The following is a 21635-nucleotide window of genomic DNA, read 5'->3' as shown; positions in this document are numbered from 1 at the left end:
GGTCTGGTGCCGAAACGGGTCAGACCCTGCCACATCGCCTAAGTTAGAAGGGATCGTATAAAATGGCCAAAGTCATCGGTATTGACCTCGGAACCACCAACTCCTGCGTCGCCATCATGGATGGTAGCCAGGCCCGCGTCATCGAGAACTCGGAAGGTGCCCGCACCACCCCCTCGATCGTCGCTTTCACAGACAATGAACGCCTTGTCGGCCAGCCTGCCAAACGTCAGGCCGTCACCAACCCGGAAAACACCGTCTTTGGCGTCAAGCGCCTGATCGGTCGCCGGGAAAATGACCCGGATCTGGCCAAGGACAAGAAGAACATGCCCTTCAACGTCATCGATGGCGGCAATGGCGATGCCTGGGTGGAAGCCAAGGGCGAGAAATACAGCCCCAGCCAGATCTCGGCCTTCATCCTCGGCAAGATGAAAGAAACCGCTGAATCCTATCTGGGTGAAGAAGTAACGCAGGCGGTCATCACCGTTCCCGCCTATTTCAACGACGCCCAGCGTCAGGCCACCAAGGATGCCGGCAAGATCGCCGGCCTCGAAGTGCTGCGCATCATCAACGAACCAACCGCCGCGGCGCTGGCCTATGGTCTCGACAAAGAAAACACCCACACGATCGCGGTCTATGACCTTGGCGGCGGTACCTTCGACGTGACCATCCTTGAGATTGACGATGGCCTTTTCGAGGTGAAGTCGACCAATGGTGACACCTTCCTGGGTGGTGAAGACTTTGACATGCGCATCGTCAACTACCTGGCGGATGAGTTCAAAAAGGAACACGGCGTCGATCTGACCAAAGACAAGATGGCACTGCAACGCCTGAAAGAGGCCGCTGAGAAAGCCAAGATCGAACTTTCCAGCAGCTCGCAGACCGAAATCAACCAACCCTTCATCTCGATGGGTTCGGACGGCTCGCCACTGCACATGGTCATGAAACTGACCCGCGCCAAGCTTGAAAGCCTGGTGGGTGACCTTATCAAAGCATCGATGAAACCCTGTGCCGCCGCGTTGAAAGACGCTGGCATGTCGGCCAACGAGATTGACGAGGTTGTTCTGGTCGGCGGCATGACCCGCATGCCCAAAGTGATCGAGGAAGTCACCAAGTTCTTCGGCAAGGAGCCGCATAAGGGTGTGAACCCCGATGAAGTTGTCGCCATGGGTGCGGCCATTCAGGCCGGTGTTCTGCAGGGCGACGTGAAAGACGTTGTGCTGCTCGACGTGACCCCGCTGTCGCTTGGTATCGAAACACTGGGCGGTGTCTTTACTCGTCTGATCGACCGCAACACCACGATCCCGACAAACAAGTCTCAGATCTTCTCGACCGCCGAGGATAACCAGAACGCCGTTACCATCCGTGTCTTCCAGGGCGAGCGTGAAATGGCGGCGGACAACAAGATCCTCGGTCAGTTCAACCTCGAAGATATCCCACCCGCCCCGCGCGGCATGCCGCAGATCGAGGTCGCCTTCGACATCGACGCCAACGGTATCGTCTCGGTCCACGCCAAGGACAAGGGCACCGGCAAAGAACAGAAGATCACGATCCAGGCCTCTGGTGGCCTAAGCGATGAGGACATCGAAAAGATGGTCCAGGACGCCGAGGAAAACGCCGAGGCCGACAAGGAACGTCGCGAACTGGTCGAAGCCAAGAACCAGGCGGAAAGCCTGATCAACTCGACCGAGAAGTCGATGGAAGAACATGCCGACAAGGTCGACCCGACCACCATCGAAGCGATCGAGCTGGCCATCGCCGCGCTCAAGGACGAACTGGAAACCGACAATGCCGACAAGATCAAGTCAGGCATCCAGAATGTCACCGAAGCCGCCATGAAACTGGGCGAAGCGATCTACAAGGCGGCTCAGGAAGACGGCGAAGACGAGCCGATGGCCGCGGATGAAGCCGGGGCCGGCGACGACGATATCGTCGATGCCGATTTCGAGGATCTCGACGGCGACAAGCGCGCTTGAACCCGCGCGTGACGGAACTTCAGGGGCCGGGCCAGCAACGACCGGCCCGGCCCCAACCGTTCCGGCGAAAGGAGACCTCAGATGGCCAAACGTGACTATTACGAAGTGCTTGGATTATCCAAAGGCGCGTCGGCCGAGGAAATCAAGAAAGCCTATCGCAAGAAGGCGAAAGAGCTTCATCCAGACCGCAACAAGGACAATCCGGGCGCTGAAACACAGTTCAAGGAAGCTGGCGAAGCCTATGACGTCCTGAAAGACGCCGACAAGAAAGCGGCCTATGACCGCTTTGGCCATGCGGCGTTCGAAGGCGGTATGGGCGGTGGTGGTGGCCGTCCCGGCGGCGGCGGGCAGGGCGATTTCGCCAGCGCGTTTTCTGATGTGTTCGACGATCTCTTTGGCGACTTCATGGGTGGTCGCGGTGGTGCGGGCGGCGGACGCAGCCGCGCAGCCAGAGGCTCAGACTTGCGGTACAACCTTCGCGTCACACTGGAAGAAGCCTATTCCGGCTTGCAGAAAACCATCAACGTCCCCACGGCCGTGCCCTGTGATTCCTGCGAAGGATCCGGTGCCGAAGGCGGCGCCGAACCATCAACCTGTCCGACCTGCTCGGGCATGGGCAAGGTACGCGCCCAGCAGGGATTCTTCACCGTTGAACGCACCTGCCCTACCTGTTCGGGCCTGGGTCAGATCATCAACAACCCCTGCAAATCCTGCCGCGGTCAGGGCCGCATCGAAAAAGATCGTGCGCTGTCGGTGAACATTCCCACCGGCGTCGAAACCGGTACCCGCATCCGTCTGGCTGGCAATGGCGAGGCGGGGATGCGCGGCGGCCCACCAGGCGATCTTTATATCTTTATCGAGGTAGCACCGCACGAGCTGTTCGAGCGGCAGGAAAATCACCTTTTCTGCCGGGTACCTGTCTCAATGATCAGGGCGACCCTCGGCGGTGACATCGAAGTGCCGACCATCGACGGTGGCCGTAGCCGGGTGAAAATTCCCGCCGGCAGCCAGTCAGGCCGTCAGATGCGTCTGCGCGGCAAAGGCATGCCAGCGCTTCGTGGCGGGGCAGATGGCGATATGATGATCGAACTGGCAGTCGAAACACCAGTCAACCTCACCTCGAAGCAAAAAGAGCTACTGCGCGAATTCGAAGCGCTTTCCGAGGATAACAACCCGGAAAGTAAAAGCTTTTTCTCTTCTGTCAAATCCTTCTGGGATTCGATGAAGAGCTGAGGCGACCACCCCGCTCGTCATCGTGGCGTAGTCGGCCAGTGTCAGACAAACACCGTCCCCAAACAGGGGGCGGTGTTTTTTTGCCAAGTGGCTTTGGTTGACACCCCTCAGGCCACGTCGAACTCCAGATGGCGGATCATCTGGAACTTGCCGGTCGCATGCAGTTTGCCGATCACCTCATCGGGCACGTTGTCATCAACATAAAGCAGAGCGATCGCTTCGCCTCCCGCTGCGGCCCGGCCAAGGGTGAAATTGGCGATATTGACGCCGTTTTCGCCCATGGTCTGGCCCAACGTGCCGATGATACCGGGCACATCCTCGTTGGTCGTATACAGCATGTGCCGCCCGATCTCGGCGTCGATATTGATGCCCTTGATCTGGATGAAGCGCGGCTTACCATCGCTGAAAACCGTGCCCCCGATCGAGCGTTCGCGCTGATCGGTCACCACGGTCAGCTTGATATAACCCTCAAACGCGCCGGATTTGTCCTGCTTGGTGGTCGAAATCTTGACCCCGCGTTCCTTGGCGATGACCGGGGCCGAGACCATGTTCACCTCAGGATTGGCGGATTTCATGATCCCCGCCACGGCGGCCGAGGTCAGGGCGCCGAGGTTCATCTCGCTAACCACCCCGTCATAAAGGATGTTGATCGCCTTGATCGGTTCGTCCGTCATCTGGCCAATGAAACTGCCCAGATGGTCCGCCAGCTTGATCCACGGGCCCATCACCTTGGCCTCTTCTGCGGTAACCGAGGGCATGTTGAGCGCGTTGGTGACGGCGCCGGTCAGCAGGTAATCCGACATCTGCTCGGCCACCTGCAGGGCGACGTTTTCCTGCGCCTCGGTGGTGGCGGCACCCAGATGAGGCGTGCAGACCACGTTGGGCAAATTGAAAAGCGGGTTCTCGGTGGCGGGCTCGACGCTGAACACGTCAAAAGCCGCTCCGGCGACATGCCCGGATTTTAGCAGCTCTGCCAACGCCTCTTCGTCCACCAGACCGCCACGGGCACAGTTGATGATGCGCACACCCTTCTTGGTTTTCTCAAGGTTCTCTCGGCTCAGGATATTACGGGTCTGGTCGGTCAGCGGCACGTGCAGGGTGATGAAATCGGCGCGCGCCAGCAACTCGTCCAGCTCGACCTTCTCAACGCCCATCTTGTCGGCCTTTTCCTCGCTCAGGAACGGATCATAGGCGACCGCCTTCATCTTCAGGCCAAGCGCACGGCTACAAACGATACCGCCAATGTTACCGGCACCGATGACACCCAGGGTTTTTGAGGTCAGCTCGACCCCCATGAACTTGGATTTCTCCCATTTGCCTGCATGAGTGCTCGCGCTGGCCTCGGGAAGCTGCCGCGCCACGGCGAACATCATCGCGATGGCATGTTCGGCGGTGGTGATCATGTTGCCGAAAGGCGTGTTCATCACGATCACACCTTTCTTTGAGGCGGCATCTTTGTCGATATTGTCGGTGCCGATACCCGCGCGCGCAATAACCTTGAGGTTATCGGCGGCCTTCAGGATCTTCTCGGTCACCTTGGTGGCCGACCGAATGGCGAGACCGTCATATTTGCCGATCACGGCCGCCAGTTTTTCCTTGTCCTTGCCCAGATCGGGCTGGAAATCCACGTCGATACCGCGATCACGGAAGATCTGCACGGCGGTTTCAGAGAGTTTGTCGGAAACGAGTACTTTGGGAGCCATTTTTAGCGTCCTTTGAATAACAGGTGAGAGTGCGTGAGTTTCATCCACCCTGCGGATCAACCGACAGGGTGGGTGAAATCCGCTTTAGGCGGTGGCGAGCTGCGCCTCGATTTCGGTTTGATAGGCCCATTCGATCCAGGGCAGCAGCGCCTCGACGTCAGAAGTTTCTACTGTGCCGCCACACCAGATGCGCAGGCCCGGAGGGGCGTCGCGATAGGCGCCGATATCAAATGCCACCTCTTCGGCCTCCAGCCGTTTCGCGATGGCTTTGGCGAAACCCGCACCGTCCTTGATCCGATCGTCGGTGAATTTCAGGCACACGGATGTGTTCGATAGCGTCGCCGGGTCATGGGCCAGGAAATCGATCCAGTCGTGCAGTTCGACAAAATCCGCCACCGCCTTGGTGTTGGCATTTGCGCGACCCATCAGCCCCTGCAACCCGCCGACCGAACGCGCCCAGTCAAGCGCCTTCAGGTAATCCTCGACCGCCAGCATCGATGGCGTATTGATCGTGGCGCCCTCGAATATGCCGTCGATCAGTTTGCCAGCCTTGGTCAGGCGGAAGATCTTGGGCAGGGGCCAGTCGGGGGTGTAGCTTTCCAGCCGTTCAACGGCGCGAGGGCTGAGGATCAGCATGCCATGCGCCGCCTCGCCGCCCAGCACTTTCTGCCAGCTGAAGGTGGTGACATCCAGTTTGTCCCAGGGCAGGTCCTGAGCGAAGGCCGCAGATGTGGCGTCGCAGATGGTCAGGCCCGCACGCTCCGCCTTGATCCAGTCGCCATTCGGTACGCGCACGCCCGAGGTGGTGCCGTTCCAGGTAAAGACCACGTCATTGTCGGTATCGGCGCTAGCCAGATCGACAATCTCGCCATAGTCGGCGGTCTTGACGTCAGCGTCGAGCTTCAGCTGTTTGACCACATCGGTGACCCAACCCGCGCCAAAGCTTTCCCAGGCCAGCATTTCGACCTTGCGGGCACCCAGCAGGTTCCACATCGCCATTTCAACCGCGCCGGTATCCGAGGCAGGAACGATGCCAATGCGGTAGTCGGCAGGGATACCCAGCACGTCGCGCGTACCGTCGATCGCCGCCTTCAGGCGGGATTTGCCGACAGCGGCGCGGTGGCTGCGGCCCAAAGGCGCATCGCTGAGCTGCGTGACATCGAATGTGGGGGGTTTGGCACAGGGGCCAGAAGAAAAACGCGCGTTATCCGGCCGCGCTGCCGGTTCTTTAATAGCCATTGCTGCTATCCTTCCAGATAAGCGCCCCTCGTTGGGGAGGGGTGTCCCACTGATCTCGATATTCCTGCGCGGGCCCTTTCGCAAGTGCAGAAATGGGGCTATAGCGCCGCTTGAATGATTAAATGCGACCATCGCGACTATGATCGGAAACTTCGTTAAATGTTTGTAACCTCAATGATAGCGCCCGCGGGCATGCTGGATCCATCGCTGGTCGAAAACCTGCGCAATGCCTGGGGTGGGGACGATGTGGTCTGGCTCAGCCCGGATGAGGCGGCAGAGTTTGCGGTCGAACAGATGCCCGAAAACCGCTGGGAGGTGTGGCAGACCCTGCAGGCGATGCAGGCCGATCTGGTGGTGCAGCCCGCCGAGGGGCGGCGCAAGAAGATGCTCTTGGCGGATATGGACAGCACGATGATCCAGCAGGAATGCATCGACGAGCTGGCCGAAGAGGCGGGCGTGGGCGCGCATGTCAGGGACATCACCGCGCGGGCGATGAATGGTGAGCTTGATTTCGAAGGCGCTTTGATCGAACGGGTGAAGTTGCTGCAAGGGCTGGATGAGGCCGTGATCGGACAGGTGATCGACGAGCGCATTACCTATATGCCCGGCGGCGACATTCTGGTGGCGACGATGCAGGCGCAGGGCGCCTATGCGGCGTTGGTGTCGGGCGGCTTCACGGCGTTTACCGCCAGCGTGGCCGCACATCTGGGCTTTGACGAAAACCGCGCCAATACCCTGCTGGCCAAGGCTGGAAAGCTGACAGGCGATGTCGGGCGGCCGATCCTGGGCCGACAAGCCAAGATCGAGGCGCTGGAAGAGATCACCGCGCGCCTGGGACTAGCCGAGACCGAAGTGATGGCCGTGGGTGACGGTGCCAATGATCTGGGCATGCTTGGGCGGGCCGGAATGGGTGTGGCGCTGCATGCCAAGCCATCGGTTGCCGCCCAATGTGATCTGCGGGTGAATTGCGGTGACCTGACCGCGCTACTCTATCTGCAGGGATATAGCCGAGACGAATTCGTCAGCTAAGCGGGCGCAGGTTCAACCGGATCGCCGAAGGGTCAGCATATTACCCCTTCTCCAACGAGGTCACGGTCTCATCCCGCAGAGACCTCAGCTCTTTTATCGCCTGATCCAGCTGCGCGCGCTGATCCGAAAGCTCGCTTAGCTGTTTGTCCGCGAGTTCAATCCAGCTGCGCATCTGTGCTGCGGTGCCTTCCTGCTCGTAAATCAGCAGCCATTGGCGGATATCCTCAAGCGCGAAGCCAAATTTGCGCCCCCTGAGGATCAATGTCATCCGGGCACATTCGCGCGGCCCGTAAAACCGCGACCGGCCCTGCCGCTCGGGCTGCAGCAACTCGATATATTCGTAATAGCGCAAGGTACGTGGCGTCACGTCGAACCTGGCGCACATTTCCTTGAACGAAAGGTTGGTATCGGTCATCGGTTCGGCCTCTCCCACCCACAAGGTTAATTTCAACTTCGCTCAGGTGCAACAGGTGCCCTTGCGGCGGCGGCATTTTAAGGCTCATAAAGAGGCATATGACAGGAGAGCGCCCAATGAGCGGCAACAAGGCTGAGCTGGCCCGAAAATTCATGAGTGCTTTGCCACATGCCCAGGCTCTGGGCATGGAATTGACCGATGTCGGGGACGGCACCGCTGAATTCAGCATGGCCTATGATCCGCGCTTTGTCGGTGATCCGGAAACCGGCGTCATTCACGGTGGCGCGGTGTCGGCATTGATGGATACCTGCTGTGGTGCGGCGGCGCTCAGCCATCCGTCATCTCCCGGCGGGACAGCCACGATTGACTTGCGGATCGACTACATGCGTCCGGCCACGCCGGGTCAGGCGATCCGGGCCCACGCGGAATGTTATCATATCACCCGTTCGGTGGCCTTTGTGCGCGCTCGGGCGGTGGATGACGACGATAGTCTGCCCGTGGCAACCGCCACCGGCACTTTCACCGTGGAGGGCGCATAGTGGCACGCCGCACACCCGACCCGGTCCAGGTAGTCAAGCAGCGGCGCGATGCAGCGCTGAAAGCGCTGGTCGACGGCGTGCCTTATATCCGGTTTCTGGGGATCGGATTCGAGCGCCGCGGTGACGAGCTGACCGCAATACTGCCGTTTGATGAAAAGCTGATCGGCAACCCGCTTCTGCCCGCCCTTCATGGCGGGGCCACCGCGGCCTTTCTTGAGGTCACGGCAATTATTGGCCTCAGCTGGGCGATGCTTTGGGAAGAGATCGAAAACGGTGCGTTCGACCCTGACGCACTGGTCGGGGGACAGATGCCGCGACTACCAAAAACCATAGATTTTACTGTGGATTACCTACGCTCTGGCCTGCCTCGCGATGCCTATGCACGCGCACAGGTTAATCGCTCGGGACGGCGCTATGCCAGCGTTCATGTCGAGGGTTGGCAAGATAATCGCACCCGCGCCTTTGCCCAGGCCACGGGCCATTTCCTGATGCCGAAACGTGATGGCTGACACGGCCCGCGCCGTCACCCACCGGCGGGTTTTCAATATTGCCGCCCCCATCGTGCTGGCCAATGCCACCGTGCCGATCCTGGGGCTTGTGGATACCGGAGTCGTGGGTCAACTGGGACAGGCCGCGCCCATCGGTGCCGTGGGCATCGGCGCGATAATCCTGACCGCGATCTACTGGATGTTCGGCTTTCTGCGCATGGGCACCACGGGCCTGACCAGCCAGGCCCAGGGCGCGGGTAAGACCGGCGAAGTGGCGGCAATGCTGACCCGGGCGCTGATGATCGGACTGGCGGCCGGTTTCGCGCTCATCCTGCTGCAGGTTCCGGTCTTCTGGGCGTCTTTCCAGATCTCACCCGCCAGTGCAGAGGTCGAGGCGATGGCCCGCGACTACATGCAGATCCGGGTGTTCAGCGCCCCCGCCATCATCGCGCTCTTTGGTGTCACCGGCTGGCTGATCGCGCTGGAACGCACCCGCACCGTGCTGGCGATTCAACTTGTGATGAACGGCCTCAACATCTCGCTGGATCTATGGTTCGTGCTGGGGCTGGACTGGGGGGTCAGCGGCGTCGCCTGGGCCACGTTCATTGCCGAATGGTCCGGGCTTTCACTGGGGCTGTGGCTGTGCAGGGACGTGTTTCGGGTTCCGGCCTGGCGCGACTGGGAACGTGTCTTCGACAACGAACGGCTTTGGCAGGTCTTCGCGGTCAACTCCGACATCTTCCTCAGGACGCTGATGCTGGAATGCATCTTCGTGTCCTTTCTGTTTCTCGGTGCTGACTTCGGCGATGTCACGCTGGCCGCCAATCAGGTCCTGCTGCAGTTTCTGCACATCACCGCCTACGCACTTGATGGTTTTGCCTTCGCCGCCGAGGCTTTGGTAGGGCAGGCCCTGGGCGCGCGCAACCGGCCGCAACTACGTCGCAGCGCCATCGTCACCAGCCAGTGGGGTCTGCTCATCATCGTAATTTTGGCAGCGGTCTTCGCCCTCTTTGGCGGGTCGATCATTGATCTTATGGCCAAGGCCGTCGAGGTACAGACTGAGGCACGATCCTATCTCATCTACATGGTGTTGGCGCCACTGGTCGGACTGGCCGCCTGGATGCTTGACGGCGTCTTCATCGGGGCCACCCGAACCCGTGACATGCGCAACATGATGGCTGTCAGCCTGATGGTTTACGTAGTTGCCGTGATGGTGCTGGTGCCGATGATCGGGAACGACGGGCTTTGGCTGGCGCTGCTGATCAGCTTTGTCGCGCGTGGCGTGACGCTGGGCCTGCGCTACCCGGCGCTGGAAGCGGCGGCAACCAGCGGATGTTCTTCCGACTCTGCCTAGCGAGTCCAGCGTTTACAGGCGGCTCTGATCCGCACCCCGAACCGCCGGGCGGTTTCCAGATCACCAGCGTCGATCAGCTGATCCTTGTCGCGGGACGAGGTTGCCGTTACGCCAAGATTGCTGCCGTCACCATTGAGGCCGGGATTGTCCGGGTTGACCGGCGGGCCGATTTCCGTGGGGCCGACCCAGATCATACCCATCTGCGCCGCATAGACTGCCAGCCGGATCAGCGTACTCAGCTTGTCGCCCGCAGGATAGGTGCCCACCGTAAAGCCGCCTGCGATCTTGTCGGCCCAAAGCTGGTCTTCCCAGCGTGACGCGGCCTCTTCCAGAAACCCATCAAAGACAGCCGCCGATGACCCCATATAGGTCGGCGTCCCAAAGACAACCGCATCGGCTGCATCAAGTGCCGCCCAGTCGGCGTCGCTCATGCTCTCGACGTCAATCATCCGGGCGGGGGCCGCACCCTCGGCCACAGCTTCGGCCAGACGGCGCGTATGGCCGTGGCCGGTAAAGTAGACGATGGCGATGGCAGGATCGGGGCTTTTCATGCGCGCGACGCTGCCGCAGCGCCACCCGAAAGGCAAGAGGGGCGGATGGCTTTGCAATTGCCCCGGAATGCAGCCTATCTTGCGCCGAAATCAGGCAAGAGGCTGCAATGAATCAGGTCAAGGATCAGTACGAGGCATACCCCTACCCGGAACGCGATCCGAAAGACGAAACGAAGCGGCTGATCAGCGGTTCGCCCTCGCACCCGCTGGAGATCGATCATTTCCTCTTTGCCGGGCAGCGTGACTGGTCAAAACCGCTGCGCGTTCTGGTAGCAGGCGGCGGCACCGGCGACGGTCTTATCCAACTGGCGCAGATGCTGACGCAGGCGGGCAAGGCGTATGACATCACCTATGTCGATCTGTCCAAAGCCTCGCGCAAGGTGGCCGAGGCAAGGGCAAAGGCGCGCAAGCTGCAAGACATCCGTTTTGTCACCGGCAGCCTGCTGGATGCGCCCGATCTGGGTGAGTTTGACTATATCGATTGCTGCGGCGTGCTGCATCACCTGCCCGACCCCGAAGCCGGTTTCCGGTCCCTGCGCGCGGCGCTGGCGCCAGAGGGCGGGCTTGGCTTCATGGTCTACGCACCTTATGGCCGGTCAGGTGTGTATCCGCTGCAAGAGGCTTTCGGTGCGCTTTACGACGGCATGTCCCCCAAAGACCGGTTGAAAGCCGCGCGTAAGCTCGTTTCGGCGCTGCCCGAGGGGCATCCGTTCAAGGGCAACCCCAATCTGGGCGATCACCACGACAGCGATGCGGGGTTCTATGATCTGCTGCTGCATTCGCAGGATCGCGCCTTTGATGTGCCGCAACTGCTTGAGACGATGGCGCGGTCGGGCTGGGAGTTGAGTGGCTTCACCATGCCTGCGCTTTACGACCTGGCACGGATCACGGACGTGCCCGAGCATCTTGATCCGCTCGCACGCATGGCGGTGGCGGAAAAGCTGCGCGGCACGATCAAGACCCATGTAGGCTATGCCGTGCCATCGGGCGAAGGTCGGGCACCTGCGAACGGTCGGAACCGCGCACTGATCCCGCACCTTAAAGGCGTGGACGCACGGGCACTGGCGCAGGCGGTCGCACAGGGCAACGAACCAAAACTGAGCTTTACCGGCGTCGACACACGGTTACGGCTGCCCAAACAGGCGGCGCCCCTGATCGCGGCAATCGACGGGCGTCGCAGCCTGACCGATATCGCCGCCACAACCCGGACCGACCCTATCGGCATGGGCGCCACCTGGGCGCGGATCGAGGCTGAACTGACGGGTTGGGGCTTGATGGTGTATTCAGGCATTCTGCGGTAGCCCTGACACCACGCTGATACCAATGGCGCAGAAGTTAAAGATTCGGGCACCCGTTAACGTTCTACTAACCATGATCAGCGACGCTCGCGTCATGTCAAACGGGCCCGCATTCTCTGAACAGCCTCTTCCCCTTTTCACCGGGGACGAAGCCATTGCGACCGAGGTGTTGAAACCAGGGCAGCAGCCCTCGTATATCCGCGATCATCGCAAACGCCTGCGCGACCGGTTCCTGATGGGCGGGGCACAGGCGCTGCCGGATTACGAGATGTTGGAACTGATCCTGTTTCGCGCCATCCCGCGCCGTGATGTCAAGCCACTTGCACGCCAGCTCATCGACAGGTTTGGCGATTTCAACGCCGTGGTCTCGGCCCCTGCCAATCATCTCAGCGATGTGCCCGGCGTTGGCGAAGCAGTCATCTGCGAGTTGAAAGTTGTCGAGGCTGCCGCGCACCGCCTGTCTCGCGCCCGGGTCATGCGGCAGCAGGTGATCTCGTCCTGGGATGCCCTGCTGGATTACTGCCATACGACGATGGCCCATCGCGAGACCGAGCTGTTCCGCGTGTTCTACCTTGATCGCAAGAACGTTCTGATTGCAGATGAAGAACAGGCAAGCGGCACGGTCGACCATGTGCCTGTCTATCCCCGCGAAGTGGTTAAACGCGCCCTTGAACACAATGCCAGCGCCTTGATTCTGGTGCATAACCACCCGTCAGGAGATCCGACACCGTCGGACAGCGACATCGACATGACGCGGCAGGTGCAGGTGGCGGCAGAGGCGCTTGGCATTACGCTGCACGATCACATCATCATCGGCAAATCCTGCGAACTCAGCTTTCGGTCGCGAGGATATCTTTAGAGCAGATCAGTTTTATCGGGACCAATGCCAATCTGGATTGGCGTTGAGCGACCATCGAATTGAAACCGCGCGAAGTCCAAGCAAGAACAGCAGTTTCAGGCCATTAGCCTCATGAATTCCATCTGACACCAGCAAGTTCTAACGCACCCAGACCTCGACGCGCCGGTTGACCTGCCGCCCCCATGCACTGTCATCGCAGGCCATCGGCATCGCCTCGCCGAAGGCTTCAACCCCCAGATCAATACGATCAAGATTAGCGGTTTCGGCAGCACTTGTCACCGCGGTCATCACCGCCTCTGCCCGGCGCATGGCGATATTTTGATTGGCGCTTGCAGGCCCTTCGCCATCGCTGAATCCGACAAAGACCAGCCGTCGTGCATCATAACGCCCAACCTCCATCGCCCGCGCCAGTTGCTGGACGTTCGAGCGCGATTGCGCATCCAACCGCGCCGACCCGGATTCGAACCTGAAGGTTGTCGACAGGCGCTTGAGAGGCGCAAGCATGCTGGCCATTCTCTGCAGCTCCTCCAGAGGCACATCGTCGCCCGCACGCAGAATGGCATTGGCAAAGCGATCGCCCTGCTCGCTTATGCGTATCTCTTCGGGTGCCTGATCGACAAACCCCGCACGGCGGATCACCAACTGCGCAGACGGATCACGCATATAGGCCAGAAACTCGCGGACCAGCTTGGGAAAGCGGCGTGCCGGAAGATAGAGAAACATTGGCGCTGTCAGGGGGTAATCCTCAGTCTTGACTGACCGGCGGGTGGCGTTCAGCGCAAACCCGCACGCGCCTTTAAGCGCAAGTTCCCACGTATTACCCACTTCCGACCGACTGGTGATGCCAAGGGCAAAAGGGTCGTCCGAGACGGCCGCAGACAACGCGACGCTATCCTTGTGGCGGATGGCACCCTCAACCAGATCCAGGTTCTGGGGTGCCAACAATCGATCTTCCGTAGCCTGCCCCAGCCCCGATGTCGCGTCGTGCAAATGTACGCTGACCGGGGCGTCGGGCCCTCCCAAAACGGTCCAGTTGTCGATCTCGCCCGACAGCACTTGTGCAAGCTGTGGCGTTGTAATCGCCTGAATCGAATTGCTGGGCGCAACAATCGGGACCAACGCATCCAGTGCCAGCACACGGCTGCGGCCCCGCGCCGTCAGATCGCCCAGACCAGCAGCGCGTGCGTGCGCTACCTCCTCGTCGCGCACCTCGCGCAACGTCATGGCAATGTCGGCCTCATCGGCCAGGAGGTCGGCAAAGCCTTCATCAGTATTGGTCAGATTGAACGTGAACTCGCCAAGCTCCGACCCGTCCGCCTTGCTGGACAATGAAATCGCGAATTGGCTCTCAGAGAGGTTTTTCCGCGTAAGGTCATAATCACTACGGATGGCAAAGGCCTCGACAAGGGCGGGCATCAGGACCCGGCCGATTGTCGGCGCGCCCGAAAACGTGACCCGCGCAACGTAATTTTCAAGATTGGGACATCCCGGCCCATCGCACAGGACGCCGGACCCATCTACCGTTAATTCGCCATATATGGTCTCAACGCGGTAAAACTCACCGTCAAAGCCCAGAAGGTTGCCTGAAATCTCGACGTCACCGTCGCGCGATTTCAGAACCACATCCTGTGCCAGTGCGGCAAAACCGCCTGCAAAAATGAAATGTGCGGCAAGCAAAGCCGCACGCATCATTGTCATGAATAGACCCCCGAGCGCCGCAGATTAGTTGCTGGCGATCTTCAAGTCATTCAACACGTTTTTCAACACCAGAAAATCACCTTCGGCGCTGCAATCGGGCATGGCAAGCATAAGATCCCGCACCTGCAGACGCCCGTTTTGGCCCAGCTGTATGGATTGCGCTTCGATATCGTGACCGCAATTCGCCGTGGTAACCTCGGCCTCCAGGCTCAGGCGCACTTCACCCTGGCGCCTGCTTGTTCCTGAGGGAAACGTGTAAACCTCTGCCATGTAAGGATTTTCAATGCCTGGCGCGCCATACCGAGCGATAAAGCCGCCCTGGCCGCGCGCTGCAACTGATAATTCACGGGTGTCGTCAGCCCAGACATGTCCCGCACTCTCGTAGTCTGCATCGAATTCAAACGCATGGATCTGCAGCCCGCTTTGTCCGGCCCACTGCACCACAACGCGGTCATAATACTCAAGCGTCCCGACCGAGACCCGCGCAATGGCACCGTCGTCGGGTGAAAAGGTCACCATATAGACAGCTTCTTCGGTCAGTGCCGGAACTGTCAGATTGCGTCTGCCGTTTTCATCGGTCACGTCGGTGAACATCATGCCATTGTGATGCAGCGTAAAACGCGCCCCGGCAAAACATGGCGCATCCACGGTAAGCGCAACCATCGCCGCTGCTCTCGGCTCTGCCGTCAAAGTGGTCTTGCACGCGAATGTTGGTGCCACTTCTTCTTCGGGCAACACGTTGATCGGTCGATCCGGGTTCGCTTTTGCCCGCACAATGGGTGCGTCCGGAAAGAAAGCCGGACCAGGCAACGACATCGTAGGGGGCAGGATCGCCGAGGTCAGGGTAATATCGGTAAGTTTCAGCGGCGCGCCTTCGTTGCGTACCAGCGGATCCACTTCGACCGGAGGTGCAGATAACTCGCTGGTGGACGGTGCTGCCTGCTGCGCATTGCTCTGCATCAGATAGCCGATGCCCCAAGCGCAGAACAAAGTACCGCCAACGGTGATAATCCGCTTGGGGTTAATCTTTGTCTTAAACATATTGCTCTCCCACACCTTGAACAGGTCTGGTTAAGCATTAGTGCGAGAACGTGGCCTGCTTATGGCATGGTTAGGGTGTGAATCAGGCGGCGATGTGGCGCCTGATCATCAGGCCAACCGGCCGTGGCAGTGTTTGAATTTCTTGCCTGAACCGCAGGGGCAGGTTTCGTTGCGCCCCGGATTGCCCCAGGTCGTCGGGTCGGATTCGACAAACCCCGCTGCGGCGTTTGCCGGTGTTTCATCCGCCATTGCCTGGGCCGTTGCTTGCTCCATCTCGGCGCGCTGTTCTTCAACCTGCGCCAGCATCGCTTGCTGTTCCTCTTCGGTCATCGGCCTGATCTGTCCCAGCTTCTGGCTCACGTCCTGCCGAAGACTGTCGAGCATGGTCTCGAACAACTGAAACGCCTCGTTCTTGTACTCATTGAGTGGATCGCGTTGTGCATAGCCGCGAAACCCGACCACGCTGCGCAGATGTTCCAGCGTCAGCAGATGCTCGCGCCATTTGCCATCAATCGTCTGCAGCAAGATCTGCTTTTCGATCATGCGCATGTTTTCCGGGCCGAACTGTGACGCCTTCTGCGCCATCATTTCATCGGCAGCCGTCTCCAGGCGTTCAGCGATATCCTCGTCGTCCACGCCTTCCTCATCGGCCCATTCCAAAACCGGCAGATCCAGATTGAGCTGTTCGGCAATCGCGGTTTTCAGCCCTTCCATGTCCCACTGGTCGGCGTAGGTTTTCGGCGGCATATGTGCATCGACCAGATCGTCGATCACCTCGTTGCGCATGTCCCGCACGATCCCGGACAGATCGCTGGCACGCATGATGTCCAGCCGTTGCTTGAAGATCACCTTGCGCTGCTCGTTCATCACGTCGTCGAATTTCAACAACTGCTTGCGGATGTCAAAGTTGCGGCCCTCGACCTTGGCCTGCGCCCGTTCCAGCGATTTATTGACCCAGGGATGGATGATGGCCTCGCCCTCTTTCATTCCCAGCCCAGACAACACTTTCTCCAGCCGTTCCGAGCCGAAAATACGCATCAGATCATCATCAAGGCTAAGGAAGAACGCCGATTTACCCGGATCACCCTGACGGCCCGACCGGCCGCGCAGCTGATTGTCGATCCGGCGGCTTTCATGGCGCTCGGTTGCGAGAACGAACAGGCCGCCAGCCTCAAGCACCTTCTGTTTCTCATCCGCATGCTCGGCCTCGATCCTGGCGCGCAATGCCTCGGGATCGGCCTCGGGATCCGCGGTCAGTGCTTCCAGCACTTTCATTTCGACATTACCGCCCAGCTGAATATCGGTCCCGCGTCCGGCCATGTTGGTGGCAATCGTAACGGCGTTCAGCTTGCCCGCGTCGGCTACGATCTGCGCCTCTTTTTCGTGCTGGCGCGCATTCAGGACGTTGTGCTTGACCTTGGCATCCGTCAGCAACTGGCTCAACATCTCGGATTTCTCGATCGAGGTCGTGCCTACAAGGATCGGCTGGCCCTTTTCATGGGCCTTCTGGATCGAGTCGATGACCGCCTTGAACTTGTCCTCGGCATTGCGATAGACCGCGTCGTCACGGTCCACACGGGCAATCGGCATGTTGGTCGGCACCTCGACCACGCCCAGCCCGTAAATCTCGGAAAATTCCTCGGCTTCGGTCGAGGCCGTGCCGGTCATCCCCGCCAGCTTATTATAGAGCCGGAAATAGTTCTGGAATGTCACCTGCGCCATGGTGACGTTTTCAGGCTGAATCTGACATCCTTCCTTGGCTTCGATCGCCTGATGCAGGCCCTCGGACAAGCGACGCCCGGCCATCATCCGGCCGGTGAATTCGTCAATCAGCACAACCTCGTTGTCGCGAACGATATAATCCTTGTCCTTCGAGAAGATCTTATGCGCCCGCAAACCCTGGTTTACGTGATGCACGATGGTCGTGCTTTCGGGATCGTAAAGCGACTGCTCCTTCGGCAGGATACCTTCGAACTGCAACAAATTCTCAAGAAAATCATTGCCCTCATCGGTGAAGGTGACGCTCCGGGTCTTCTCTTCAATCTTGTAATGTTCATCCTTCAGCCGCGGGATCAGCTTGTCGATGGCCACGTAAAGATCGCTTCGATCTTGCGCCGGGCCGGAAATGATCAGCGGTGTGCGCGCCTCGTCGATCAGGATTGAATCGACCTCGTCCACTACGGCAAAATTATGCCCACGCTGGCTCATTTCTTCCAGGTTCGCCTTCATGTTGTCGCGCAGATAGTCGAACCCAAGCTCGTTATTGGTGGCATAGGTCACATCGGCGGCATAAGCCCCCTGCTTTTCGCTTTCCGGCTGCTGTGGATAGACCACGCCGGTGGTCATGCCCAGCGCGGTAAAGACCTTGCCCATCCATTCGGCGTCCCGCTTGGCCAGGTAGTCGTTGACCGTCACCACATGCACGCCCTTGCCGGAAAGCGCGTTCAGGTAGGATGGCAGGGTCGCGACAAGGGTCTTGCCCTCGCCGGTCTTCATCTCGGAAATGTTACCCTGATGCAGGAAAATACCGCCCATCAGCTGCACATCAAACGCCCGCAATCCGAGCGCCCGGCGTGCAGCCTCACGGCAATTGGCAAAGGCTTCGGGCAAAAGCGCATCAATGCTCTCGCCATCCGCGACGCGTTTCTTGAATTCCTGGGTTTTCTCGATCAGGCCATCGTCGGTCAACGCTTCGAATTCAGGCTCCAGCGCATTGATCTGTTCGATCAAAGGCCGCGTTGCCTTGATCTTGCGGTCATTCGGGGTGCCAAAAATCTTTTTGGCAACAGTTCCGATACCCAGCATATTCTATCCGTTCCGGTGTTTTGACAATACGTGAATGGCAATTACTTGCCCCGCATTCCGTGCCACCGTACAAGGTGGTTCAGACAGCAGGACTGCCTTGATCTTAAGGCGATGTAAGGGGCTGCTGGTAGAGTGTCAACGTCGCGCACCCGGGCGACATTCAAAGCAGCGTCCGCAAAGGAAGAATTCCATGTTTACCCGCCTCAGATTTCTGCCCTCCGCAATCCTGACCGTCATGCTTGCTGCTTCGCTGCCGGTTGCGGCGCAGGATGAGCCGACCGCCGCAACCGTGGTAGCAAAAGTGGGCGATAAAGAAATCACCGTCGGGCACATGCTGGCGCTGCGGTCGGGGTTGCCGCCACATTACAACGAACTGGCCGATGAGGTGCTGTTCAACGGTATTCTCGACCAGCTGGTCCAGCAGACCCTGTTGATGCAGATGATCGAAGAAGATCCCAGCCTTTTGACCCGGCTGATGATCGAAAACGAAAGCCGCGCCCTGCTGGCTGCCGAAGCCATACGTGGTGTCATGGAGCTGCCGATTGACGAGGAAGATCTTAAAGCCGCCTATGCTGAACAATTTGCCGGCCAGAGCCCGGAAACTGAATACCACGCCGCGCATATTCTGGTCGAAACCGAGGACGAGGCCAAGAATATCATCAATCAACTGGGCGAAGGGGCCGAATTCGCTGTGCTGGCCAAGACCCTATCGACCGGCCCGTCAGGCCCCAACGGTGGTGATCTTGGCTGGTTTGGGGCCGGTGTCATGGTCGAGCCTTTCTTTAACGCGGTCGAGGCACTTGATCCCGGTGCAGTCTCGGCCCCGGTGCAGACACAATTCGGATGGCATGTGATCAAACTGATCGAAGTCCGCGCCAAGGACATCCCCACAATGGACGATGTACGCGAACAACTTGTGGAAGAATTGCGCCAGCAGGCGTTTGACGACCTTATCGCCGCGCGTCAGGCTGAAACCGAGATTGACCGCTCGGGTGCGGATGCTATCAATCGGGCTGTTATCAAAAGCGACGATATTCTGGAGAATTAATTATGGGAGCAACGCCTCCTCTCTCGCCCTTGGCACCTTCGGATTTTCCCGACCTTCCCGTGATCGAGGGCGTCAGCTTTGCCACCGCCGAAGCGGGCGTACGCTATACCGGCCGCCCGGATGTGATGCTGGCGAAACTGGTAAGCGCTACCACGATTGCCGGTGCCTTCACCCGGTCGGCCACCCGCTCCGCCGCAGTGCTGGATTGCCAGGAAAAGATCGGCCAAAACAGCGATGCAGGTGCCGCGATCCTGGTGAACTCCGGCAATGCCAACGCTTTCACGGGCCGCAACGGAACCGATGCGGTCAAAGCCCTTACCGAGGCCACGGCCAAGACGCTGAATATCCCCGAGGACCGCGTTTTCACCTCATCCACCGGCGTGATCGGTGAGGCCCTGCCACATCAGCGCATCACCGACAAACTGGCCGAGTTGTCGAAAGCGCTTGCCCCCGGCGACATCAGCGCCGCCGCCCGCGCCATCATGACAACCGATACTTTCCCCAAAGGGTCCAGCACCACCGTCACCATTGACGGACAGCAGGTGCGCATCGCGGGCATCGCCAAGGGCTCAGGCATGATCGCGCCGGATATGGCCACGATGCTGGTCTATATCTTTACAGATGCAGCCGTGGATCAGCCGGTACTGCAATCCATGGTCACGGCGCTGAACCGCAAGACTTTCAACTGCATCACCGTCGACAGCGACACCTCGACCTCCGACACGCTTCTGGTCGCCGCCACCGGTGCCTCAGGCATCCGCATCACTGAAAGCAGCGTCGGCTTCATGGAAGGTCTTCGGCAGGTCATGCTGGATCTAGCCCATCAGGTCGTGCGTGACGGCGAGGGCGCCACCAAGTTCGTTGAGATTGCCGTGACCGGCGCCGCCAGTGATGCAGAAGCCCGTATCCACGGCATGGCCATTGCTAACTCCCCGCTGGTCAAAACCGCCATCGCCGGTGAGGACGCCAACTGGGGCCGTATCGTCATGGCGATCGGCAAATCCGGCGCCCGCGCGGATCGCGATCAGCTGTCGATCCGCTTCGGCGATATCCTGGTGGCGAACGAAGGCTGGGTTAATCCCGATTACAGCGAGGATGAGGCCGCCGCCTACATGAAGAACCAGGAACTGGAAATCCATGTCGACCTGGGCCTTGGCGGCGGCACCGCCGTGGTCTGGACCTGCGACCTGACCCACGGCTATATCGACATCAACGCGGATTACCGTTCGTGAGAACCGGTTTCCCATGAAGACAGTTCTGGTTTCCGCTGTTGCCCTGATCGACATCGACGGGCGCATACTGCTGGCGCAACGGCCCGAGGGGAAATCCATGGCCGGTCTCTGGGAATTCCCCGGCGGCAAGGTCGAACCCGGCGAAACACCCGAAGCCGCGCTCATTCGCGAATTGCACGAGGAACTGGGCATCGACACCTGGGAAAGTTGCCTCGCCCCCCTGACCTTTGCAAGCCATAGCTACGACGACTTCCATCTGCTGATGCCGCTCTTTGCTTGCCGCAAATGGGAAGGTCAGCCGCAGGGCCGCGAAGGCCAGACCCTGAAATGGGCCCGCGTCAACCAGCTACGCGACTACCCAATGCCTCCAGCAGATATCCCGCTGATCCCAATTTTGAGAGATTGGCTTTAGCAAGTGAAAGACGAACGATCCGCTCCAAGCTCGCAGCTGACACTAGAACTAAACACAATCATAACAGCGATTTTGGTCACTATGGTCAAAGAGGAAGGTAGCTAGGTATGCAAGACACTGCAGCGCCACTGATTAACTTTGCTTGCGTTGAAAAGTTGGACTCAGCCCCTGATTCCTACCCAATTGGGTTATTTGATGACTTGGAGAAAGCTAAAGGGTTCTTGGCCGACTTTCGTTGGGTTCTTTCAATTGAAGAAGAGTACTTAGGCGGCTTTTATCCAGAGATTATCGGGATATTTCTGTTCAAGTTTACTCCTAAACTTGTTGGCGTTGATGACTTTGTTTGGGTCATCGTTGGTGAAGTACCAAGTGCCTACATTACAGTAGAAGAATGTCCGAACCCAGCTACCGCTTTGGATGGGTACATTGGTGCTATGGAAGAATGGGTAGAGGCTGTTTTGAATTCTGAACCAACTGGTGGTTTGATCCCAGTCAATGAATCGGAAACAAAAGAAAATGCTTTGGTTCTGATAAGACGACTAAAGTATCTCAATGATTTAATTTTGCCAGACTGCAAAGGCTCACTCGAAGAAGACCGCAGACAATAATCGAAGTTGAGTTCCCCTGATTTCGTACATGGTTACAGGCAAAGGCCCATTTCGTCCGCTAAGCGGAAATAGGAAAGGGCCGGAAAAACCCGGCCCTTTCAAATCGAACT

General features: G+C 59.1%; 19 protein-coding genes. 12 read left to right on the top strand and 7 right to left on the bottom strand.

The features are described from left to right. The first annotated feature begins 62 nt into the window (after positions 1 to 62). The gene (gene dnaK, locus LC334_RS07820; protein WP_085799895.1) at positions 63 to 1973 is read left to right on the top strand and encodes a molecular chaperone DnaK; all 1911 of its coding nucleotides are present in this window, start codon (positions 63 to 65) and stop codon (positions 1971 to 1973) included. 81 nt (positions 1974 to 2054) lie between these two features. Beyond that, positions 2055 to 3206, top strand: a complete 1152-nt coding sequence (gene dnaJ, locus LC334_RS07815) for a molecular chaperone DnaJ (protein WP_085799896.1) — start codon at positions 2055 to 2057, stop codon at positions 3204 to 3206. A gap of 107 nt (positions 3207 to 3313) precedes the next feature. On the opposite strand, the gene serA is transcribed toward dnaJ, so the two are convergent. Next, positions 3314 to 4909, bottom strand: a complete 1596-nt coding sequence (serA, locus tag LC334_RS07810) for a phosphoglycerate dehydrogenase (RefSeq protein WP_085799897.1) — start codon at positions 4907 to 4909, stop codon at positions 3314 to 3316. An 84-nt stretch (positions 4910 to 4993) separates the two neighbouring features. Continuing rightward, complete coding sequence (locus LC334_RS07805) at positions 4994 to 6148, bottom strand: phosphoserine transaminase (protein WP_085799898.1); 1155 nt, start codon at positions 6146 to 6148, stop codon at positions 4994 to 4996. 159 nt (positions 6149 to 6307) lie between these two features. Between LC334_RS07805 and serB the strand changes: the two genes are divergently transcribed. Then, complete coding sequence (gene serB, locus LC334_RS07800; RefSeq protein ID WP_085799899.1) at positions 6308 to 7177, top strand: phosphoserine phosphatase SerB; 870 nt, start codon at positions 6308 to 6310, stop codon at positions 7175 to 7177. A gap of 40 nt (positions 7178 to 7217) precedes the next feature. Here the strand turns inward: serB and LC334_RS07795 are convergent, their stop codons facing one another. Beyond that, complete coding sequence (locus tag LC334_RS07795) at positions 7218 to 7592, bottom strand: MerR family transcriptional regulator (RefSeq protein WP_085799900.1); 375 nt, start codon at positions 7590 to 7592, stop codon at positions 7218 to 7220. Between the two features lie 116 nt (positions 7593 to 7708). On the opposite strand from LC334_RS07795, the gene LC334_RS07790 reads away from it, so the two are divergent. Genes LC334_RS07790 through LC334_RS07780 form a run of 3 tightly spaced genes read left to right on the top strand, consistent with a single transcriptional unit; the run spans position 7709 to position 9973 of the window. Continuing rightward, positions 7709 to 8131 carry a PaaI family thioesterase gene (locus LC334_RS07790; protein ID WP_085799901.1) on the top strand — a complete coding sequence of 141 codons (423 nt, stop codon included), beginning with the start codon at positions 7709 to 7711 and terminating at the stop codon, positions 8129 to 8131. Next, positions 8131 to 8640 carry a PaaI family thioesterase gene (locus LC334_RS07785; protein ID WP_085799902.1) on the top strand — a complete coding sequence of 170 codons (510 nt, stop codon included), beginning with the start codon at positions 8131 to 8133 and terminating at the stop codon, positions 8638 to 8640. Before LC334_RS07790 ends, LC334_RS07785 begins: the two co-directional genes overlap by 1 nt. Then, positions 8633 to 9973, top strand: coding sequence for an MATE family efflux transporter (locus LC334_RS07780; protein WP_085799903.1), 1341 nt, complete (start codon positions 8633 to 8635; stop codon positions 9971 to 9973). Before LC334_RS07785 ends, LC334_RS07780 begins: the two co-directional genes overlap by 8 nt. On the opposite strand, the gene LC334_RS07775 is transcribed toward LC334_RS07780, so the two are convergent. After that, on the bottom strand, positions 9970 to 10524 hold the full coding sequence (locus LC334_RS07775; protein ID WP_085799904.1) for a flavodoxin family protein: 555 nt from the start codon (positions 10522 to 10524) through the stop codon (positions 9970 to 9972). The two genes, LC334_RS07780 and LC334_RS07775, sit on opposite strands and share 4 nt — an antisense overlap. Positions 10525 to 10631: 107 nt before the next feature. Between LC334_RS07775 and LC334_RS07770 the strand changes: the two genes are divergently transcribed. Together LC334_RS07770 and radC are read left to right on the top strand one after the other, a co-directional pair. Next, positions 10632 to 11825 (top strand): class I SAM-dependent methyltransferase, encoded by a 1194-nt coding sequence (locus LC334_RS07770; protein ID WP_085799905.1) that lies wholly within the window; start codon positions 10632 to 10634, stop codon positions 11823 to 11825. 91 nt (positions 11826 to 11916) lie between these two features. After that, entirely contained in the window at positions 11917 to 12681 is a 765-nt protein-coding gene (gene radC / locus LC334_RS07765; protein ID WP_085800055.1) for a RadC family protein, read from the top strand. 138 nt (positions 12682 to 12819) lie between these two features. Here the strand turns inward: radC and LC334_RS07760 are convergent, their stop codons facing one another. The 3 genes from LC334_RS07760 to secA form a co-directional block, all read right to left on the bottom strand. After that, positions 12820 to 14379: a substrate-binding domain-containing protein gene (locus LC334_RS07760; RefSeq protein WP_085799906.1), complete on the bottom strand. Its 1560-nt coding sequence runs from the start codon at positions 14377 to 14379 to the stop codon at positions 12820 to 12822. Between the two features lie 24 nt (positions 14380 to 14403). Further along, a complete protein-coding gene (locus LC334_RS07755) occupies positions 14404 to 15420 on the bottom strand; it encodes a hypothetical protein (protein WP_085799907.1) in 1017 nt (338 codons plus the stop codon). A 108-nt stretch (positions 15421 to 15528) separates the two neighbouring features. Beyond that, positions 15529 to 18225 carry a preprotein translocase subunit SecA gene (gene secA / locus LC334_RS07750; RefSeq protein ID WP_085799908.1) on the bottom strand — a complete coding sequence of 899 codons (2697 nt, stop codon included), beginning with the start codon at positions 18223 to 18225 and terminating at the stop codon, positions 15529 to 15531. Between the two features lie 190 nt (positions 18226 to 18415). Between secA and LC334_RS07745 the strand changes: the two genes are divergently transcribed. The 4 genes from LC334_RS07745 (at position 18416) to LC334_RS07730 (ending at position 21525) form a co-directional block, all read left to right on the top strand. Continuing rightward, complete coding sequence (locus tag LC334_RS07745; protein WP_085799909.1) at positions 18416 to 19273, top strand: peptidylprolyl isomerase; 858 nt, start codon at positions 18416 to 18418, stop codon at positions 19271 to 19273. 2 nt (positions 19274 to 19275) lie between these two features. Continuing rightward, positions 19276 to 20505: a bifunctional glutamate N-acetyltransferase/amino-acid acetyltransferase ArgJ gene (argJ, locus tag LC334_RS07740; RefSeq protein ID WP_085799910.1), complete on the top strand. Its 1230-nt coding sequence runs from the start codon at positions 19276 to 19278 to the stop codon at positions 20503 to 20505. Positions 20506 to 20518: 13 nt separating this feature from the next. After that, positions 20519 to 20917, top strand: coding sequence for an 8-oxo-dGTP diphosphatase MutT (gene mutT / locus LC334_RS07735; RefSeq protein ID WP_085799911.1), 399 nt, complete (start codon positions 20519 to 20521; stop codon positions 20915 to 20917). Positions 20918 to 21024: 107 nt separating this feature from the next. After that, on the top strand, positions 21025 to 21525 hold the full coding sequence (locus tag LC334_RS07730) for a hypothetical protein (RefSeq protein ID WP_085799912.1): 501 nt from the start codon (positions 21025 to 21027) through the stop codon (positions 21523 to 21525). Positions 21526 to 21635: the final 110 nt, after the last annotated feature.

The organism is Roseovarius aestuarii (genome assembly GCF_019966515.1).
Taxonomy (GTDB): domain Bacteria; phylum Pseudomonadota; class Alphaproteobacteria; order Rhodobacterales; family Rhodobacteraceae; genus Roseovarius; species Roseovarius aestuarii.
The sequence above is the reverse complement of the archived record's forward strand: the minus strand, read 5'-3'. Positions and strand labels throughout refer to the sequence as shown.

Bases quoted from the DNA above. Each gene is read 5' to 3' on its own strand.
- dnaK (WP_085799895.1), top strand. From the start codon at position 63: ATGGCCAAAGTCATCGGTATTGACCTCGGAACCACCAACTCCTGCGTC.
- dnaJ (WP_085799896.1), top strand. From the start codon at position 2,055: ATGGCCAAACGTGACTATTACGAAGTGCTTGGATTATCCAAAGGCGCG.
- serA (WP_085799897.1), bottom strand. From the start codon at position 4,909: ATGGCTCCCAAAGTACTCGTTTCCGACAAACTCTCTGAAACCGCCGTG.
- LC334_RS07805 (WP_085799898.1), bottom strand. From the start codon at position 6,148: ATGGCTATTAAAGAACCGGCAGCGCGGCCGGATAACGCGCGTTTTTCT.
- serB (WP_085799899.1), top strand. From the start codon at position 6,308: ATGTTTGTAACCTCAATGATAGCGCCCGCGGGCATGCTGGATCCATCG.
- LC334_RS07795 (WP_085799900.1), bottom strand. From the start codon at position 7,592: ATGACCGATACCAACCTTTCGTTCAAGGAAATGTGCGCCAGGTTCGAC.
- LC334_RS07790 (WP_085799901.1), top strand. From the start codon at position 7,709: ATGAGCGGCAACAAGGCTGAGCTGGCCCGAAAATTCATGAGTGCTTTG.
- LC334_RS07780 (WP_085799903.1), top strand. From the start codon at position 8,633: ATGGCTGACACGGCCCGCGCCGTCACCCACCGGCGGGTTTTCAATATT.
- LC334_RS07775 (WP_085799904.1), bottom strand. From the start codon at position 10,524: ATGAAAAGCCCCGATCCTGCCATCGCCATCGTCTACTTTACCGGCCAC.
- LC334_RS07770 (WP_085799905.1), top strand. From the start codon at position 10,632: ATGAATCAGGTCAAGGATCAGTACGAGGCATACCCCTACCCGGAACGC.
- radC (WP_085800055.1), top strand. From the start codon at position 11,917: ATGTCAAACGGGCCCGCATTCTCTGAACAGCCTCTTCCCCTTTTCACC.
- LC334_RS07760 (WP_085799906.1), bottom strand. From the start codon at position 14,379: ATGACAATGATGCGTGCGGCTTTGCTTGCCGCACATTTCATTTTTGCA.
- LC334_RS07755 (WP_085799907.1), bottom strand. From the start codon at position 15,420: ATGTTTAAGACAAAGATTAACCCCAAGCGGATTATCACCGTTGGCGGT.
- secA (WP_085799908.1), bottom strand. From the start codon at position 18,225: ATGCTGGGTATCGGAACTGTTGCCAAAAAGATTTTTGGCACCCCGAAT.
- LC334_RS07745 (WP_085799909.1), top strand. From the start codon at position 18,416: ATGTTTACCCGCCTCAGATTTCTGCCCTCCGCAATCCTGACCGTCATG.
- argJ (WP_085799910.1), top strand. From the start codon at position 19,276: ATGGGAGCAACGCCTCCTCTCTCGCCCTTGGCACCTTCGGATTTTCCC.
- mutT (WP_085799911.1), top strand. From the start codon at position 20,519: ATGAAGACAGTTCTGGTTTCCGCTGTTGCCCTGATCGACATCGACGGG.
- LC334_RS07730 (WP_085799912.1), top strand. From the start codon at position 21,025: ATGCAAGACACTGCAGCGCCACTGATTAACTTTGCTTGCGTTGAAAAG.